This is a genomic window from Pantoea sp. AG702 (assembly GCF_003182295.1).
Classification (GTDB): Bacteria; Pseudomonadota; Gammaproteobacteria; order Enterobacterales; family Enterobacteriaceae; genus Pantoea; species Pantoea ananatis.
Genome location: NZ_QGTU01000012.1, coordinates 14615 through 33357, shown reverse-complemented (window position 1 = coordinate 33357; position 18743 = coordinate 14615). Strand labels below are relative to the sequence as shown.

16 protein-coding genes and 1 pseudogene are annotated in these 18743 nt (G+C 53.7%); 6 read left to right on the top strand and 11 right to left on the bottom strand.

The features are described 5' to 3' along the window. Positions 1-73: 73 nt before the first annotated feature. The gene (locus DFO57_RS21640) at positions 74-1180 is read left to right on the top strand and encodes a right-handed parallel beta-helix repeat-containing protein (protein WP_230957766.1); all 1107 of its coding nucleotides are present in this window, start codon (positions 74-76) and stop codon (positions 1178-1180) included. A 187-nt stretch (positions 1181-1367) separates the two neighbouring features. Here DFO57_RS21640 and DFO57_RS21635 read toward each other — a convergent pair whose 3' ends face one another. After that, a complete protein-coding gene (locus tag DFO57_RS21635) occupies positions 1368-1766 on the bottom strand; it encodes a helix-turn-helix domain-containing protein (protein ID WP_042676877.1) in 399 nt (132 codons plus the stop codon). Positions 1767-1868: 102 nt separating this feature from the next. On the opposite strand from DFO57_RS21635, the gene DFO57_RS21630 reads away from it, so the two are divergent. After that, the gene (locus DFO57_RS21630; RefSeq protein ID WP_105077896.1) at positions 1869-2882 is read left to right on the top strand and encodes an NAD(P)-dependent alcohol dehydrogenase; all 1014 of its coding nucleotides are present in this window, start codon (positions 1869-1871) and stop codon (positions 2880-2882) included. A gap of 193 nt (positions 2883-3075) precedes the next feature. Here DFO57_RS21630 and DFO57_RS21625 read toward each other — a convergent pair whose 3' ends face one another. Continuing rightward, complete coding sequence (locus DFO57_RS21625) at positions 3076-3744, bottom strand: ATP-dependent Clp protease proteolytic subunit (RefSeq protein WP_110015939.1); 669 nt, start codon at positions 3742-3744, stop codon at positions 3076-3078. Between the two features lie 627 nt (positions 3745-4371). Here DFO57_RS21625 and licT point away from each other — a divergent pair. From licT to DFO57_RS21610, 3 genes and pseudogenes are all read left to right on the top strand, one after another. Continuing rightward, positions 4372-5205: a BglG family transcription antiterminator LicT gene (gene licT, locus DFO57_RS21620; RefSeq protein ID WP_031284132.1), complete on the top strand. Its 834-nt coding sequence runs from the start codon at positions 4372-4374 to the stop codon at positions 5203-5205. Positions 5206-5337: 132 nt separating this feature from the next. Next, a pseudogene (locus tag DFO57_RS21615) lies at positions 5338-5436 on the top strand (PTS transporter subunit EIIB); the annotation flags it as partial. Positions 5437-5927: 491 nt separating this feature from the next. After that, the gene (locus DFO57_RS21610) at positions 5928-7268 is read left to right on the top strand and encodes an MFS transporter (protein ID WP_013026827.1); all 1341 of its coding nucleotides are present in this window, start codon (positions 5928-5930) and stop codon (positions 7266-7268) included. Positions 7269-7390: 122 nt separating this feature from the next. On the opposite strand, the gene DFO57_RS21605 is transcribed toward DFO57_RS21610, so the two are convergent. From DFO57_RS21605 to DFO57_RS21590, 4 genes are read right to left on the bottom strand one after another with little or no spacing between them, the layout of a single operon-like run. Then, positions 7391-8743, bottom strand: a complete 1353-nt coding sequence (locus tag DFO57_RS21605) for an MFS transporter (RefSeq protein WP_022623545.1) — start codon at positions 8741-8743, stop codon at positions 7391-7393. A gap of 38 nt (positions 8744-8781) precedes the next feature. Next, the gene (locus DFO57_RS21600) at positions 8782-9714 is read right to left on the bottom strand and encodes an SMP-30/gluconolactonase/LRE family protein (protein WP_028715542.1); all 933 of its coding nucleotides are present in this window, start codon (positions 9712-9714) and stop codon (positions 8782-8784) included. Continuing rightward, positions 9711-10649, bottom strand: a complete 939-nt coding sequence (locus DFO57_RS21595) for a hydroxyacid dehydrogenase (protein ID WP_110015937.1) — start codon at positions 10647-10649, stop codon at positions 9711-9713. The genes DFO57_RS21600 and DFO57_RS21595 overlap by 4 nt, the downstream gene beginning before the upstream one ends. Beyond that, complete coding sequence (locus DFO57_RS21590; RefSeq protein WP_014605231.1) at positions 10649-11341, bottom strand: diguanylate cyclase; 693 nt, start codon at positions 11339-11341, stop codon at positions 10649-10651. The genes DFO57_RS21595 and DFO57_RS21590 overlap by 1 nt, the downstream gene beginning before the upstream one ends. Before the next feature lie 175 nt (positions 11342-11516). Between DFO57_RS21590 and DFO57_RS21585 the strand changes: the two genes are divergently transcribed. Then, on the top strand, positions 11517-12233 hold the full coding sequence (locus DFO57_RS21585) for an IclR family transcriptional regulator (protein WP_014605232.1): 717 nt from the start codon (positions 11517-11519) through the stop codon (positions 12231-12233). Between the two features lie 120 nt (positions 12234-12353). Here DFO57_RS21585 and DFO57_RS21580 read toward each other — a convergent pair whose 3' ends face one another. The 5 genes from DFO57_RS21580 to DFO57_RS21560 all read right to left on the bottom strand — a co-directional run bounded on the left by DFO57_RS21580 (position 12354) and on the right by DFO57_RS21560 (position 18369). Then, entirely contained in the window at positions 12354-13112 is a 759-nt protein-coding gene (locus DFO57_RS21580; protein ID WP_014605233.1) for an ABC transporter ATP-binding protein, read from the bottom strand. Next, positions 13109-14101, bottom strand: coding sequence for an iron chelate uptake ABC transporter family permease subunit (locus DFO57_RS21575; RefSeq protein WP_014605234.1), 993 nt, complete (start codon positions 14099-14101; stop codon positions 13109-13111). Before DFO57_RS21575 ends, DFO57_RS21580 begins: the two co-directional genes overlap by 4 nt. Further along, a complete protein-coding gene (locus DFO57_RS21570; protein ID WP_014605235.1) occupies positions 14091-15050 on the bottom strand; it encodes an ABC transporter permease in 960 nt (319 codons plus the stop codon). Before DFO57_RS21570 ends, DFO57_RS21575 begins: the two co-directional genes overlap by 11 nt. Beyond that, entirely contained in the window at positions 15047-15991 is a 945-nt protein-coding gene (locus DFO57_RS21565) for a siderophore ABC transporter substrate-binding protein (protein ID WP_013026818.1), read from the bottom strand. Before DFO57_RS21565 ends, DFO57_RS21570 begins: the two co-directional genes overlap by 4 nt. Before the next feature lie 230 nt (positions 15992-16221). Then, positions 16222-18369, bottom strand: coding sequence for a TonB-dependent receptor domain-containing protein (locus DFO57_RS21560; RefSeq protein WP_233255887.1), 2148 nt, complete (start codon positions 18367-18369; stop codon positions 16222-16224). Positions 18370-18743: the final 374 nt, after the last annotated feature.

The following is an 18743-nucleotide window of genomic DNA, read 5'->3' as shown; positions in this document are numbered from 1 at the left end:
GGCGATCGCTGCCCTGCAAAACGGCGTACATGACAGCCTGGCCTGTATCGGGCGTCGACAGGAGATGACCAAAATGAAAATAGCCATAGCGGGCCTGTTACTGATATCCGGCTCTGCCATTAGCGCGGTGGGCAGTTGCGATGTCATTGGAGGTGGGGCGCAGTATCAGGATCGTCTTACGTCGGATAACGTCGCCCACTATGTTACTGTCCGCACTTTCGATGCGTTGAAACAGGCTGTCGACAGCAATCATCCCTTCATCTATGTTCCGGGTGATGTCACCATCACGGTGCCGAATCAGCCACAGGCATTGCGCATTAAAGCCGGGCAGACGCTTTTTAGCAATCGTGGTGAAAAAGGCAGTCGGGGCGCTTTATTACAAACGCCATGGCTCAATGACGGACTTAATCAATATCCTGTGTATGTTGTTGAGGCTAAAGCAAGGATAACCGGGCTGCGTATTGAAGGCCCCTCTGGACAACCGGACACGCCGAATAAAACGATTGGCATCCAGTTTTTACCTGGCACCGATCATATTGATATCGACAACAATGAGATTTATCACTGGCCGTGGGCCGGGATTAGCGTAAAAACGTCCGTCGACAATAAAATTCATCACAACGTTATCCACGATAATATCCGTACCCAACTGGGCTACGGTGTGGTGGTACAAAATGGCCATGCCCAGGCCGATATCTACTGCAATACCTTTAACGCTAATCGTCATGCTATTGCCGGAAAAGGCGATGACGGTGAGGGCTATCACGCTTATAACAACCTTGTGCTCAATGGCGGAGCACGGGGCGCTTACCATCAGTTTGATATGCACAAGGGCGCGCAGGGCCACGGCGGGAAAAACATCATCATAAACAATAATCTGTTTGATTATGGCCGCTACGGGACGTCAAACCGAGGCAGTGTTTATATTCGAGGTGTACCGACCGACGGGCCGGTTAGCGTTAACGACAATCTGTTTACCCAGCCCTGGACAGTAGGCTTGCAAACCGCTGTGGGTGGTGTGCCTGGCTCAATCCCGCCGGTTGAGGAGATTAAACGCCACAATCGTTTCAGTGTGGCGGCACATTACAGCAAAGATGCGGCCGGATTTTGTGTTGTCTCCGTGGCAGAGCACAGGATGCCGGTGAACTGTGAGTCGGTTGCTTCTGTGCTTGAGAAATAAGTAATGGCGAGACAGCACAGAAAACCGGTCATCGGTTGCTGCGGGCCACCTTGTGATGTGGCAGATGGAAACGTACTGAACGACTGAACCTCACCACCGGCGTTTCAGGTTCCTCCCCATGATATCCTGCGGAGGAACCTGTCCAGGATCAGTCATAACAGGTTTTGGGGGCACCGCGCACGGCCATTCATTGTGCTTCAGCCTCGGACGTTTCCGGCACAACGGCGGGGTTTTTTTTGCCTAATAAGGCCAGCGCGTGTTGCTCTCCCCACTGCTTTAACAGCCCAAGCAAGGGCGCAAGCGAAGCGCCTTCTTCGGTCATGCTGTACTCCACCTTCGGCGGAACTTCAGCATACACTTCGCGATGAATTAACCCGACGTTTTCCAGTTCCCGAAGTTGCCGCGTGAGTACCCGCGGCGTGATATCACCCAGCCGTCTTCTTAGCGCATTAAACCGCAGCGTTTCGTTTTGCAGGTGGTAAAGAATCATCCCTTTACCCTTGCCGCCAATCAGTTCCAGCGTGGCTTCAACCGGGCAGGCCACCGCATCGTAATTTTCATATCCTGGGGTTTTTACAGTATCCAAAATGTACCTATATCACCTAAATGACCGTATTTAATAAAATGCACATATGGTCTATGTTTAGCAACTGCTGATTAAGACATCCCTCTTTTAACGGAGAAAAGCATGAAAGCACTTACCCTTAAAGCACCAGGCGGACTCAACAATATCCATGTGTCGGACATCGCCGATCCGGGCCAACCGGGCAAAGGTGAGATTCGGGTCGCTATCAAAGCCGGCTCCCTGAATTTTCACGATCTGATTGTCGCTACCGGGCAGTTTCCAACCGAAGATGGCCGCATCCTGCTGTCTGATGGCGCAGGCGTGGTAGAAGCCGTTGGCGAAGGCGTTAAGGATTTCCGCGTGGGCGACAGCGTTGTGTCAACCTTCTTTCCCGTCTGGCTGTCCGGCAAACCTTCCGCAGAAGTGGGAGGCTTTGCCCATACGCCGGGCGACGGCATTGATGGCATGGCCAGTGAGTATGTCGTGCGTTCGGAGAATGCCTTTACCCATGCCCCGCAAGGCTGGACGCACACCGAGTCGGCCACGATCACCACGTCTGGCCTGACAGCCTGGCGCGCCCTGATCACTGAAGGCAAACTGCAGGCCAACGACACGGTGCTGGTGCAGGGAACGGGCGGCGTGTCCATGGCCGCCCTGCAGATCGCCAAAGCGATGGGCGCGAAAGTGATCGCCACATCCTCATCAGATGAAAAGCTTAAGCACGTTAAAGCGTTGGGTGCCGATGAAACCATCAACTACCGCACCACTCCGAACTGGGGCGATAGCGTCCTCGCACTGACCAACGGCGTGGGCGTGGATCATGTTGTTGAGGTGGGCGGCCCGGCGACGCTGGGCGAGTCACTGAAAGCGGTCAAAATCGGTGGGCACATCACCCAAATCGGTATCATTTCCGGCGATGAAGCAACGCTCTCCATTCTGTCTGTTCTGGCGAAGCAGGTCACCATTAAAGGCGTGATCGTTGCCAGTCGTCAGGACCAGATTGACTACGTGAAGGCGCTGGAAAGCATGAACCAGAAGCCGGTTATTGACCGGACGTTTAAATATGACGATATTGCCGAGGCCTTCGCCTGGCAGCAGAGCGGCTCGCATCTGGGCAAAATCTGTGTTGAGTGGTGACAGATAGATAAAGTGGGCATGTAAGCCTTGTCATAAGAGGCGAAAACCTGCTTGTCGTCGGTCAAAAAAGGGTGCATACGCTGTGCACCCTTTTCAACAAAACCCCCTGCACAGCACGGGTAAGTGAGCGGTGTTATCATCCAACGGCTCGAACCTCGTCTGACTTGCAGGCTCTGCCCCTCTTCATCATCCTTTAGTCATTATCATGAATATAATACGCGGCATCAGCAGGCTGAAAATCGGTCATTTCGCCTGTGGCGATGCCCGTGGCTAATGCCTGCTTGTTGTCCAGCAGCTTATGGTTATCTTCACTGTAGGTGATCTTTTCAATCTGCTCGTCAGTGAGGTGGGTGCAGGACTGATAAATCGTTTTTATCATGTTCCGGTATCTGCTGGTAAATTCGGTTTTCTCGTCCAGCATATTTTCACTGACATTGCTACGCGGCGCGTTTCCAACGGTTGGCGCATGCAATAAGAAAATGCTGTCACCCATAACCTGCCTCTTTTGTGCGCCGCAGTAGATCATCGTCGCCGAGGACTCGACGGAGGAGGCGTTCACGGTCGTAACGGGAATGGGGGAGTTTTTAACGATCTGATAACCAATTTTCCCGGCATCAATGTCACCACCGGGGCTGCTGATATAGAGCAGCACCTGCGTGGCTGATTTATAATTCTGGCCGATCTCGTCGAGCACGGATGAAAGCGACATCACCTTATTAAGCGTGACCACGCCGGTAAAAAACACCTTTACGGATTTAACCGTATTTGGCGGGCGTTTGACGTCAACGACTCTGTTGATAGCAGCCAAAGAGGGTGCACTGATCGTAATAAACAGGGCCGCTATCAAAGCGTTATATTTCATTGTTGAATCATCACTCCGTTTTTTTCATTTCTTATCAGCCACAGGGATTTTATGCAATGCCGATTGGTTATTTGCAGGGCTTTGTTACCCTTTAATATATTTCACATTATTATTTATCAGGCATTTTTAATCGTTAGGGTGCGAATTTTTTTTCCTCGCGATAGTAATAGCGTGAATCTCGGAATACCTGATGCTTAACACTGTTTTGGATATCGCGAAACCTGTTATCAGTGAACACCTGCGCCTCTGAACGGAGTGCTGTCACCTGAAAGCAAATGGCGGCGCATGGAGGATAATCCAGCTGTCGAGTGATTGCCGGATGACCGTGAATGCGTTGACCAGGCACGTTCGACGCGTGCACTGAAGGCGCTCTCAACACAAAACGCTGTCAGTGTCGGTCAGGTCATCGATTCGCGCCTTATCCTGGGTGTATTTTCGCCTGTCTGCGCTCGCGTGCAGTGAAAACATGAAGAGACCTTCGCGCGACATCACGTTTTTAGTGGCGGTGTATTAAGGCGCAAAATGAAACTGATAAGATGCCTTTTTTAAATTGTTACTGCTGCGGCAGGCAAAACCTGATTTCCTGGCCTGTGCCGGAAGTCGGGTTTTTTTGTTTCTGGGGTTCTGATGAAAATCGCCAAAATACTTAATAACAATGTGGTGGTTGTTCTGGATGAGCACGGACGTGAGCAGGTTGTTATGGGCCGGGGGCTGGCCTTTCAGAAACGGGTCGGTGAAGAACTGGATAAACAGCGCGTCGAAAAGGTGTTTGCGTTGCAAAACGATGAGCTGGTTCACCGCCTGGGGGAACTGCTCAACCAGATCCCGCTGGAGGTCATGACGACCTGCGATCGCATTATCGAACGGGCAACAGAATGTCTGGGAAAATTGCAGGAAAGTTTGTACATCACCCTGACCGATCACTGCTACTTTGCGATTGAGCGGCAGAAGAAAGGGCTGGCGATAAAAAATGTGCTGCTGTGGGATATCAAACGTCTTTATCCCAAAGAGTTTGCGCTAGGGCAGGAGGCCAGGCAAATCATTGCCCGTCGTCTTCACACCGAGTTGGACGAGGACGAGGCGGGTTTTATCGCGTTGCACCTGGTCACGGCGCAACTTAACAGTGAAATGCCTGAAGTGATGCACGTCACCCGGGTTATGCAGGAAATCCTGCAGTTGGTGAAATATCAACTGAGGCTGGAGTATCAGGAGGAATCGCTCAGCTATCAGCGTTTTGTGACGCATCTGAAGTTTTTTGCGCAGCGCATGTTAACGCGCACCGTGGTGGAAGATGATGATGTTTCACTGCATTCAGCCGTAAAAGACAACTATGCGAAAGCCTGGAAATGCGCGGAGAAGGTTTCACAGTATCTACAGCAAAACTATCAGCGTGAGCTGACAACAGAAGAGATTGTGTTTCTTGCCATTCATATCGAACGGGTAAGAAAAGAGGCGCATTAAGCCTGATTAACACAGGATTGTAACTGCATTGCGCAGGCAAAACCTGAGCGCGGCCCATGACACACAAGGGGGCCGTTCTCAGGTTTTTTTATTTTTAACGGATGCCACCGGCATCGCTCTGAGGACAGCAACATGAAATATCAACCGTTGGCCAGAGATATTCTCAGCCACGTCGGCGGCAAAGAGAACATCGTCAGTCTGGTGCATTGTGCCACGCGTCTTCGCTTCCGGGGCAGGCACCCTGGCACGCAGTCGCAAGAAAAGCTTCTTCTGGTATCAGGACGTGATCGCATCCAAAGGCGCATCGTTAACAGCCCGTCCTTAACAGCATAACGTCCCTCAGGCGGCTTGAGGCTGCGCGATTCTGTTGCCTCAGCTTGCCTGCCATTTTGCGGCTGGCCTCTGTCTCGTCGGCAGCCGACGCTGCCACATCATCCATCAGGCGACTCTGCCTAACGCCAGCCTTGCCGGTCTCTGCTGATATTTTGACTGTCGCATTTCCCCAACATCGCTCCCGTTTAAAAGCGTAAAAACTCCTCCAGCGTCACATATCGCCGCTTATGCTGATACCTTTTTGTGACAAATAACACAACCTCATAACATTTACCTGCGGCGGAAAAAGTTTGACTAGATAATGAGTGTACTTTGTACACCACGGTTTTACAGAGTAAAACAAGAGATATATCCAGGCGTAAAACCATGACAATTCTGCGAGGAACACCATGTCTGACAAGATGCCGAATGGCGCATTAACCTCCGATATCGAACAGCAGACCGTAAAACGCGTGATAAGACGGATTCTCCCCTTCCTGATCGTCTGCTATCTGATCGCTATCATTGACCGCGGCAACATCGGAATGGCGGCGTTGCAAATGAACGAGGATCTCGGCCTGTCCAAAGCGGTATTTGGTCTGGCAAGCAGTCTATTTTTTGTCGGCTATTTTCTGTTCGAAGTGCCCAGCAACTTAGCGATGCAAAAGATTGGCGCAAAGATTTGGATATCTCGCATTATGGTGACGTGGGGCATCGTGTCCGTCTGCACCGCCTTTGTTTCAAGCGCTGAAATGCTCTATTTCCTGCGCTTCTTGCTGGGTGCTGCCGAGGCGGGGTTTTTTCCCGGCGTTATCCTGTATTTGACCTACTGGATCCCCGGTAAGTACCGCGCCCGCGTCATCGCGACGTTTATGGTGGCCATTCCGGCGGCAAACTTCATTGGTTCACCGATCTCGGGCGCAATACTCTCGCTGGATGGCTGGTTCGGGTTACGCGGCTGGCACTGGCTGTTTATTTTAGAAGGCATTCCAGCCGTGCTTTTAGGCGTCGCCGCCTTTTTCCTGTTAAGCAATCGCCCTGAAAATGCGACCTGGTTAACCGAAGATCAGCGCAACTGGCTCAGCACCACGCTGGCTGAAGAGAACGCAAAACGTAAAGTGATTGGGCATATTTCGTTGTGGCAGCTCCTGCGTCACAAACATATCTGGGTGATGGCGCTGATTTACGCAGGGGCTTCGGCTGCCGGTTCTACATTGAGCGTCTGGTCGCCGCAGTTGCTTAAGTCGTTTGGACTCGACAACTTCACCACCGGGCTGGTCAACGCGATTCCTTATGGCCTGGCGTCGGTGTTGATGATTGTCTGGGGACGTAGCTCTGACCGCACGGGCGAACGCCGCTGGCATACCGCGTTAACGCTTTTCCTGATCGCGGGTGGGCTGCTCTCTGCCTTCCTTACGCAGTCGCTGGCGGGAAGCGTGGTGATTCTGTCGCTGGTTCTGATTGGTGCTTATTCCATGAAAGGCCCGTTCTGGGCGCTGGCGTCCGGCTGGATGTCTTCTACCACCGCAGCGGCGGGCTTAGCGGCTATCGGCGCAATGGCGAATCTGATTGGTGGTGGTCTGATGGTCAACGTCTACGGCATTATCAATGAGCAAACCGGCAGCCATGCGCTGGCGATGGTGCCACTGGCGGTACTCTGCGCGGCGGGCGGTATCGCGGTGCTGATCATGGGCCGCAAAAGCGCCGCAAAAATCGAGGTTGATCAGAGCCTGTCACCGGCAAGCAAATAGTGGGTTCAACCTGAAAAACCAGTAAAGCGCCTGCGGGCGCTTTTTTTGTAGCCGATGAAATGGCGGAATAAGGCTTAACAGGAAAAGGTAAAGGCGCCGGAGCGCCTCAGGGGAGGGGATGACTATGCTTTGCGGTAAGGATCTTTGATTAACGCTACGGTAAACGCGCCAATCAGCAACACGGCGGAAACTGCCAGCAGCGCCCACATAAAACCCCCGCTTGTCTGACGCACATAGCCAATAAGCGAAGGCCCGACAAATCCCCCCAGATTGCCGACAGAAACAATCATGGCTAATCCGCCTGCGGCCGCGCTTCCTGTGAGAAAACCCGAAGGCAGTGCCCAGAATGACGCCTGAAAAGCCAGAATGCCGCTGACGGTAAAACAGAGCGCAAGCATCTTCACCACCGGCTCATTCACGACGGCGCTGCAGGCCAGCGCGATGGCGGCGATAACCAGCGCAGCGCTGATCCAGCGAATGCGGTGGCCGGAGGCATTGGCCCGCTGCGCCCAGAACAGCATGCTGAAGGCACCACAAATATAAGGTAGCGCGGTCAGAAAACCCGTGGCGGTATGGCTCACGCCAATCTGCTTGATGATCTGCGGCATCCACAGGCCCACGCCGATAGAACCGACAATGCCGCAAAAATTAATGAAAGCCAGCAGGTAAAGCAGGGGATTGCGCAGCGCGTCACGCAGGCTGGCACCGTGCGCCCTTTCAATTTGCTGCTGCTCGTTTGCCAGTCGTCGGCTCAGCAACGTTTTTTCCGCCTCGCTCAGCCAGTTGGCCTTTGCCGGGCGATCGTTGAGGAAGAACAGGCACAGGACGCCGAGGATAACGGCCGGAAACCCTTCCAGCAGCAGCAACCATTGCCAGTTACGAATGTGCTCATGCCCGGTGATTTGCATCAACATGCCGGATAAGGGCGCGCCGATGATATTGGCCACGGGGATGCCGACTAAAAATGCCGCCGTGATTTTTGCGCGCCAGCTTCCGGGAAACCAGTAGGTGAAGAACAGATAAATACCCGGTGTAAAGCCTGCTTCAGCCACGCCCAGGCAAAAACGGGCAAAGGCAAAGCTGACCGGCCCGGTAACGAAGGCGGTCGCCATGGAGATGATGCCCCATGAGATCATGATGCGGGCGATCCAGATACGAGCCCCCACTTTTTGCATAATCAGGTTACTGGGCACCTCAAACAGAAAATAGCCGATGAAAAACATCCCGGCACCAAACCCGAACTGCTCAGCCGTAATGCCCAGATCGGCGTTCATGCCCAGTGCGGCGAAGCTGACATTGGTGCGATCCAGATAACTGACCACGTAGCAGATGAAAATAAAAGGCAGGATACGGCGGAACGCTTTAGCCGCCGCCCGTTCGCTTTGTTCAAAATCAGTTTGATTCATGTCTTCATGGGATGCAGACACGGCTGCTGGCTCAACAGGTGAGCCAGTGCTTACAGAATGCAGATTCATGGTTGCCTCCGCTGCGTTCAGAAAACGCAGTGTTGTTCTCAGAGAAAATCGGTGGACAGGAAGGGCAGTGGATGGCCTGGTGTTTTCATTGAACAGGTAAGAATGCTGCCGCTGACCGATTCGGTAATAAACAGCTGCTGTAAATTTTCGCCACCAAAACAGAGATTGGTGGTGGAGCGTCCGGCGGGACTGGTGAGAATTTCTGCGGGCTCAGCCAGATCGTTCAGCAGCCAGACGCGGCCCAGGCCAGGGTTGGCAATCAGCAGCTCGCCGTGCGCGTTCATGGCTAATCCATCGGGACCGCTGGGACCGTGCGAGGTAAAATACTGACCGACCTTGCTGACTGAACCATCCCGCTGAAGCGGCACGCGCCAGATCGCATTGCCGCGCGTCATTGCGACATACAGCACTTTTTCGTCTGGCGACAGCACCAGCCCGTTTGGGCTTGGGCAGTTATCCAGCAGGATATCCAGCCTTCCGTCCTCGCTGAGCCGATAAACCCGTCCTGTGGGATCGTGCAGCCCGGTTTGCCCCTGATCGGTGAAATAGAGGTTCCCCCGGCTGTCGGGCGTTAAATCGTTCACGCCGCGAAAACTCTCGCTGTTACGGCGCGACAGCCATGGCGTGATTTTTTGCGTTTTGAGACAGAGCTTCATTAACCCGTGACGATAATCCGTAATCAGAAGCGTCTCCGGACCGACAAGTTTCATGCCGTTGGGTTCGCCATCGTATTGCACGATGATGTCCCAGTTGCCTGCCATATCAACGCGGAATATCCGGCCATAGGGAATGTCGGTCAGGTAAAGACAGCCCGAGGGATGCCAGACCGGCCCTTCAAGAAAAGAGTCGGTAAGCTGGCCGCCGCGATTCGCGGTGGCCCAGGCATTGTGACGGTCAGGTGCGCGGAAGCGGTCGGGCAACCGGGTAAAAACCGATGTCTGCCTGACCTCCGGTGTGGTCAGGCACATCATACGGTGGCTTCCTTTTGCGCTAATACTTTAAGCAGATTGGTTACGGAGGCCGTGCCCATTTTCACGTAAGAATTATCACTCACACCGCCGATATGCGGCGTAATGATGACGTTTTCCACCTTCTGCCAGATGTGCGGCGCAGTCAGCGGCTCAACGGTAAAGCTGTCCAGCGCCGCGCCGCTGAGTCTGCCGCTGTTAAGGGCACGAATCAGGGCATCATCATCAATCAGTCCACCGCGCGCGGTATTCACCAGCACGGCGCCGGGTTTGAACTGTGCCAGGGCCTGGTCATTGATCATCTTGCTGTTTTGCGCGGTCAGCGGACAGTGCAGTGACACAAGATCTGCGCGCGCATACAGCGTGGCTAAATCGTCCACCTGCTCACAGCCTGCGGGCAGCGTTTTCGCCCAGGGATCGTAAGCTATCACCTGCATGCCAAACACCCGACCAATGTCCGCCACCCGGCCGCCTATCGCCCCCAGCCCAACCAGCCCAAGCGTCCGGCCTTCAAGTTCAAGCGACTTGTGGGTGGATTTATCCCAGTAGCCGTCACGCATCCGGCGATCCAGCGGGATCAGGGATTTGGTGCAGGCCAGAATCATGGCCCAGGTATGTTCTGCCACCGCTGCCGCATTGGCACCGGGCGCAGACTGGACGCTGATGTTTCGTTCGGCCGCCGCCGTTTGATCGATAACGTCAATGCCGCTGCCATGCTTGGAGATCACGCGCAGGGCAGGCGCTGCATCCATGATGCGGGCGTTAATTTTTCCATAGCGCACCACAATCCCGACCGGATTGTGCTGCTCACAAAGCGCAACAAGATCGTCTTCTGACGGCTTAGTGCCCGCAAAGACCACCTCATAATCCTCCAGCATCGCGAGCGCGGCGGGAGCGATGTCTGCGCCGGTAATGATGACTGTGTCCTTTTTACGCATCACAGTTCCTCCCCTTCCGCTAACATGCCCGCTGCACGCAGGGCACCGTTCAACCAGCCCGGCCTTTTGTCACCGGCTTTGATCGCCGCAATACGGCGGGTTTCCATATCCAGTTTTTTCGCCGCGAGCTCCAATACCACTTCTACTTCATCGCGTGGCACCACCACCACGCCATCGATATCACCCACCACCAGATCGCCCGCGTTAATCGTGGCGCCGGCAACAGAAACCGGGTAATTCACGCGACCAGGAATGAACTTCGTCGGGCCACAGGGATTGAGCCCGGCCGAGAAAACGGGATAGGTATGCGTGCTCAGTGCGTCCGCATCCCTGACCGCACCATCGATGATAATCCCGGCAATGCCGGATGCTTCGGCCTGGGTTGCCATGATTTCGCCTAACAGCGCGCAGCTGATATCGCCCTTGCCATCCACGACGATGACATCGCCGGGTTTGGCCACCGCCAGCGCAGCATGGATCGCCAGGTTATCACCCGGGCGCACTTCCACTGTCACCGCCGGCCCGGCCACTTTCATATGTGTGCCCAGCGGTTTGATACGGCCATGCAGCGTGCCGCGTCTGCCCGCGACATCCGCAATAATCGCGGCCTGAAATTCAGCGGCACGTCTGACATAATCACTGCTGACTCGCGTAACGTCTCGGTTGATCATCGGTTTTTCGTTCGCGGACATGGGTCACCTCACAGGTTGATTGTTTTACAGGGTAAAACTGTGTTGTACATAATGAAATAACTATATCGGTGACACTGACCACGGCGCCAGTGTTGCGAGCTTGTTTGTGATGTAAACAAGATGTGACTCACAGTTTCGGGTACACTCGGTGCCAGCAAAAATCAGGAGAAGCGAAATGGGAAACGAAGGCGTTAATGCGGTAGAGAAGGCGCTGGCCTTGCTGGATTGTTTTAAGCCAGGCGAAGAAAGCCTGTCCCTGACGACGCTGTCGCAGCTTTCGGGCTACCACAAAACCACCGTTTATCGACTGATGAATTCGCTGGAACGTATGAGTTACGTGGTCAGAAGGGATAACGGCATTTACACCCTGGGGCCAAGGCTGCTTTATCTGGGCAAGCTCTATGAACAGTCGTTTCATCTGGCCAGCGTGGTTCAGCCCGAACTGCAAACGCTGGCCTCAGCCACAAAGGAAAGTGCCAGCTGGTATGTGATTGATAGCGGCCAGCGTCTTTGTGTCTTTCGTGCCGAATCCTCAGATGGCTTACGGCATACGCGACTGCCGGGCTCGCTGTATCCGCTGGACAACTCCGCAATTGGTCAGGTTCTGCGTCACTGGGGGATGGGCGAAACCTTGTTTGATGACGCAGCGGATTTACCGCTCTATACCTCGGGCGCGCGCGATCCCCATACTGCCGCCTTTGCCATCCCGGTGTTTGGCGAAGGGGATAAGTTAGCCGCAGCCCTGGCGTTAACCGGCCCATCGTCACGGTTAACGCTGGATCGCAAAGAGGCGGGATTGGGAGAACTGATGCGAGAGTCCGCAGCCAGACTTTCCGCTCAACTCGGCGCGAGAAAAGCGTTCTGTGATGTTGTTTACGCACACAACGCGTAAAAAACCTGTTGCTGAACGCGTGCATGAATACAGCCACAGGCTCTATATGCGCGCGTTGGCCCGCAGGTTGACTGAAAGCGCCGATGGCATAACCATCGGCGTTTTGCCCGGGGCGCAAGGTTAACGGTAGTAGACCGCAATGTGCTGTCCCGCCACGGTTTCAACCACGACAGGTATTTCAAAAAGGCGCTCAATAAGATCGGGTTTCATCATATCAGCCGGCGAGCCGCAGAAAAAAACCGCACCGTTCTTCATGGCGATAATATGGTCTGAATACGTCGAGGCGAAGTTAATATCATGGATAACCAGGATGATGGATTTTCCCAGCTCGTCAGCGGCGCGCCGTAGCTGCTTCATCATGGTCACGCTGTGTTTCATATCCAGATTATTCAGCGGCTCATCCAGCAGCACGTATTTTGTATTTTGACACAGCACCATCGCGACAAAAGCGCGCTGTCGCTGGCCTCCCGAGAGTTCATCAAGATAACGTTCAGCAAGCGGGAGCAAATCCAGAAAATACAGTGCCTGATGGATATGATGCTTATCGTTTTCCGTGATGCGCCCTTTGGAATAGGGATAGCGACCAAAACTCACCAGATCGTACACCGAGAGCCGGCTGGTGACCTGATTTTCCTGCCGCAGTACCGACATAATTCGCGCCAGCTTCTCGCTGTGTGCTTCATTGACGATGAGCGAATCGATTCTGACCTCACCGCTGTCGGGCTTCAACAAGCGGCTAATCACCGACAGCAAGGTTGATTTGCCTGCCCCATTGGGCCCGATGATTGAGGTAATGCCCGATGAGGGCAGGGTTTCGTTGATGTTTTTAAGGACAGATAACGGGCCGTATGCCTTATTCACATTCACAACTTCAATCACGTCGCCACCTTTTTCAGAATCAGGTAAATAAACAGTCCACCGCCTAAAAATTCAATAATGACGGACAGCGTGCCCGCCATGTTAAACACCTGCTCCAGGATTAACTGTCCGACCGTCAGCATGATGATGCCAATCAGCACCGTACCCGGAAGCAGGTAGCGATGACGCCACGATCCCACCACGGGCCAGGCAAGGTTGACCACCAATAGCCCCAGAAATGTCATCGGCCCGACCAGCGCAGTTGAAATTGCCACCAGGAGCGAAACCAACAGCAACAGACCGGTGACATAACGCTGAAAAGGGACACCAAGTGCCGTCGCGCTATTGCGCCCTAACGCAATAACGTCCAGGCGGTGCCGTATGCGCCAGACGATAATCGTGATTGCAGCAATCAGCACGGCCGAAAGGGCCAGCACCGCCGGGTCAGTATGGGTAAAAGTGGCAAACATCCGGCTTTGCAGCACGGCGAATTCGCCAGGGGAGAGTAAACGTTGCATCAGACCCGAAAGGCTGCGAAAGAGGGTGCCAAACACCAGGCCCGTTAACAGTACCCGGTGAAGATCCAGCCCACTGCGGTTAAATAGCCAGCGATAGAGCAGCGTGGCAAAGATCATCAACAGTGCCGTTTCGCCAAGAAACGGCACCATACTTCCTACCTGGCTCAGTTGCGAAAGCTGAACAAAAAATACCAGCAGGGTTTGGATAAACACAAAAAGCGACTCAAGGCCCATGACCGAGGGCGACAAAATGCGATTTTGCGTGATGGTTTGAAAAAGCAACGTACTGATGCCGGATGCAAAGGCGACCAGCACGATGGTGAATAAAATCTGCCCCCGATGTTTTAATACGTAGCTGATGTTTCCCTGCAGATGCAAGGTCATAAAGACAAAGGAAACAATGACCGCAAGCAGGGCTAACAGGCTGATTCGCCAGACGGGCGAGGAGACGTTTTTCAGGGCGCGGGACAGCGGTGACAGATCAGTTGCCATAGCGCCTTCCTCTGATAATCAGCACCAGAAAAACCGCCGCGCCCAGTACGCCGAGTAAGGCACTGACCGGGACTTCAAAGGGATAAATAATCAGCCGCCCCAGGATATCGCAGCTTAAAACCAGTATGGCACCTGTCATCGCGACCCAGGGCACGGTGCGGCGCAGGTTATCGCCGAAAATCATGCTGACAATATTCGGCACAACCAACCCGAGGAAAGGCAGAACACCGACGACAACGATCACCACGCCGCTGACAATGGCGATCATCGCCATCCCCGTTAACTGGATCTGGCGATAGTTCAGCCCGACGTTAACCGAGAAGTCCTGGCCCAGACCGGCCACCGTGAAGCGATCGGCAATCAAGGCCGCCAGCAGGGTAATCAGTCCGACAATCCAGATCAGCTCATAGCGGCCCTGCATTACACTGGAAAAGTCACCGGATTCCCAACTGCCCAGCGACTGCAGGATATCAAACTGCATCCCCAAAAATGTCGTTACCGAGCTGAAAACGGCGCCCAGCATGATGCCAGCCAGCGGCACAATAAACGCGCTTTTCTGCCGGATACGCTGAATGAGCAGCATAAACAGTACCGTACCGGCCAGCGCAAACAGGGAAGCGATGCACATTTTGACGATAACGGGCGCCGCCGGATACCAGACCATCACCAGCAGAAGCCCCAGGCTTGCGGATTGCGTGGTGCCCACGACTGAAGGCTCAACAAAGCGGTTCTGCGTCAGCATCTGCATGATCTGGCCCGCCACGCTCATCGCGCTACCGGCAAGCACCAGCGCGACGGTACGTGGAAAGCGGCTGACAAACAGAATTTCCCGCATCTCGGTATCGTGCCACAGGTCGATTAATGACATGCGGGTTACGCCCGTGACTAAGCTCAGCATAACCAGCGCAGACAGCAGCCCCAGGCCCATGAGATAAGCCCCGTATTTCATTCAGGCTGCTCTCTGGCAGCGAGCAGTTGCTGTTTGATCTGGCTCATCATGAGGCTGTAGCTCTGGATCCCGCCGGCAATATACAGCGAGGCGGAATCCAGCCAGATAATCTGCTGCTTTTTCCATGCGGTGGTGCGGCGCACCAGCGGATTATCCAGAACCTGACGGGCCGAGAGGCCTTCTTTACTGCCGATGGCGCTGTCACGGTCCAGAACGAACAGCCAGTCGGGATTCGCCTGCATGATCAACTCGGGTGAAATGGCATTGCCATGTTTGCTGGCGTTGGGCAGAGAGAGTGCAGGCTTGAACTGCAGCACATCAAAAACAAAACCAAAGCGGGAGTGCGGCGTATAGGCGCTGAGTTTGCCGCCGTTAACCATTAACATCATGGCGCTTCCCGACCGGGCGGCGAGGGGCCGAAGGTCTGCAATCTGCGCGTTAAATGCGGTTAAAACGGCTGTTGCCTGCGCCTGTTTGCCAAAGATCTCCCCCAGTTGCGTCGTGCGTTGCGTCAGGCTTTGCATGAAATCATGCGGGTCAATATCCAGAGAAACGGTGGGCGCGATACCGCTGAGTTTATTGTAGGCCGCCAGGGCTCTGCCACCGGCAAAGATCGCCTCCGGTGCGGCGGCGCTTAAGGCTTCATAGGCGGGCTCAAACAGCGTTCCGGCATTGAAATAGCCCTGACCATTATATTTAGCCAGATGCGCCGGATAGGTGAAGCCGGCTTGCGGGACGCCCGCCGGTGTAATGCCTAATGCATCGGCAATATCCAGCGTGGACGGATTGAGGATCACCACGCGTTGAGGGTGCTGCGGCAGCGTCGTGGTTCCCTGCAGATGCGCTACCCTGACCGTTGGTGCTTCACCAGCAGATGCCGGAGGCAAAACCGTCAGTACCCAGGCCAGGGGCAATAAAATCGACAGAAACGGGAAACGCATGTGTTCTCCTTGCGCGTGGTTAGGGTCCGTATAAGGTCATGGGTTTTGGTTTATACGCAGTTCTGATTACCTGCTTTACGCGCCTGTATCACGCAGCGGTCGCAATGCATAAAACGTGATGCCGGGCCAGTTACTGTTCAGGCTGCTCTCTGTCCATCCCACGCTCGCTGAGATCAATCATCCTGTGACGGCACCATTGACGGGGCGGCGTGAAAGCATCAGTGGGGCGATCAGAATGACGCCGTTATTGAGGCATACATCGTGCGGCCGGGAACCGCGTAGTTGTTGCCTGAAACCCCGCTTGAGGATGGATGGTCAGAGACAGGGTTTTTATCAAAAAGATTGTCCAGCCCGGCATTAAACTTAAGGTTTTTCGTTGCCCGGTACTGGCCAGACAGGCCATAAATCATGTAGGCATTGCGGATGCGTGCCGTCGCGGTATTGCCTCTCGCCGCCTGGTCTGCGCTGCTGTTCAGCCCCAGCATCTTTCCGTAGTATTTTGCGGTAAATGAAAGGCTGATGTCGTCATTGACCTGCCAGTCAAGGGAGGACCACGTGGCGAGCGTTGGCGTTGTCACGAGCATCACGCCCAGAGAATCTTCGGCTTTGAGCATTCGCGTGAACGTATTACTCAGCGACAGGCGCTTCATCCAGGGGCCCATTTCTTCTGAAATCAGGGGAAGGGTCACATTGCCTTCCAGGCCCTGAGTTCGCGCCGTATCAAGATTGACGCGTTCAAGCCAGTAGCGGCCTGAGGTATCACCGGGTAAATAGCCAACAGGCGCAGAGGCGATTTTGTCTTTGAAGCGGCTGTCGAAGAACGTCAGCCCCGCGCTCCATCCTTCATAATCGAAGATCGCGCCCACTTCCCAGTTTTGTGACGTTTCAGGCTTGAGTTTATCGCTGCCCATCGTGTAACAGCCGCCGCCGTGGTAATCGGCATAGCCGTTACATCCAGCGCCTTTTGAGGATTCAATAAAGCCTTTACTGGCCTGGCGCACGCTGGGTGCTTTAAAACCTTCTGAATATCCCCCTTTTAACGTCAGCGTATCCGTGGCCTGCCAAACCAGATAGGCGCGTGGCGTTGTCCTGTTACCGTAATCGGTATTATCTTTGCGCAGGCCCAGCGTCAGTGAAACAGTATCCAGCAGGTCGATTTGATCTTCGACAAACAGGCCGGTACTTTTGGCCTGAGCGTGATGTTTGCCATAGCTGCTGGAGGCGTCCGCCACCACGCCAACAGAGCGAGGGTTGTTCAGCTCTTCTTTTTTCCACTGTGCGCCGACAGTCAGGTTATGCGGTAAACCGAATTCAAATGGCAGGTTAATATCGCCTTCAACAATGCGTTCTTGATTCCACAGCGCCACATCCTGACTGCCCGTCACCGTACCGCCAGAAATCACCGGAACATCGGTTACCCAGTTTTTAAATTTATTTTGATAAACGTTCAGCTTTGCCGTGCCGAAATCAAAAATACCGCGATAATCGAGCGCATAATTTTCACGTTCAAGTTTATCCACACCGCGCAGCGCAATTTCACTGCCGTCCATGGATTCACCGGGAATACCTCGCTCGGTTCCCTGCTGAGTGGAAACGGCGATGCGCTGATGAGGGGTGATATCCCAGCCGAGTTCTGCGCCGTAATTTTCATTTTTGCGGCCTTCCTGGCCGCTTCCCCAACGCAACGCGTCGGTTTCGCTTTTATCCGCTTCGCGCTTGTTCCACGAACCGTTAACACGCAAATCAAACCCATGGCCCAGCGGACCACCGATGCTGCCTGTCCAGGTCTGGGTATTGCCCCGGTTGCGATCCTGCGGCCGTCGGGTGCCTGCCGTTAATGCGCCGTGCCAGGTATCGCTATTTTTCTTTGTGATAATATTCACGACTCCGCCCATTGCATCCGAACCATAGAGCGCGGACATGGGCCCCCTGACCACTTCAATGCGTTCAATCGCATCCACGGGGATCCAGTTAATATCGTCGAAATAGTTTTGCTGGGTGCTTTTAATACCGTTACTTGAGCCGATGCGTTTACCGTCAACCAATAACAGCGTATAAGCCGCGGGCATACCGCGCAGTTGAATACCGGAACTGACGTCTGTGCCAATGGCTTTGGTCACGCCTGCGACACGTTCAAGAATATCGGCAAGGTCCGTGGCGGATTTACCAATGTCTCTTTCCAGCTGTTCTGCGGTGATAACAGAGATTGATGCAGGGGCATCTTTCAGTCGCTGTTCAATCGCCGATGCCGTTACCACCATGACATCTTCACTGTCTTCATTCCTGTCAGACTCAGCCAGAGCGGGGGAGATCATGCCAACAGCGGGAACCAATAAACTCGTGGTAATATGGCGAGTGATTTTTTTCAACGACATCATAACGATTAATCCTTTAACGATTGTCATCCAGTTGATATATCCCTGAGCGAAAGAAATCATAATTCCATATGCAAATGGGAATCAACTCAATAATCATTATCAATTGCCGGAAAAATAAATCCGTCATGAAACTGAGTGGTTTTTTTAACGAATTAAATTGCCAGCAAGCGTCGTAAGAATACCAGGGTGCCACAAATGCGCCTTAGCTAACTGATTAAGACTGCAAGGTTTTGGGATTGTCTTTGGCTAAATTTAAATTTTCATTAATACTGTCTTGAATAATGAGTTGTCTATAAGTCACGCTTAAATATTAGATATTCTCTTCTTTGCCTCAGAAGACATATACAGGCAATTAACAATTTCGGGCTTGGTTA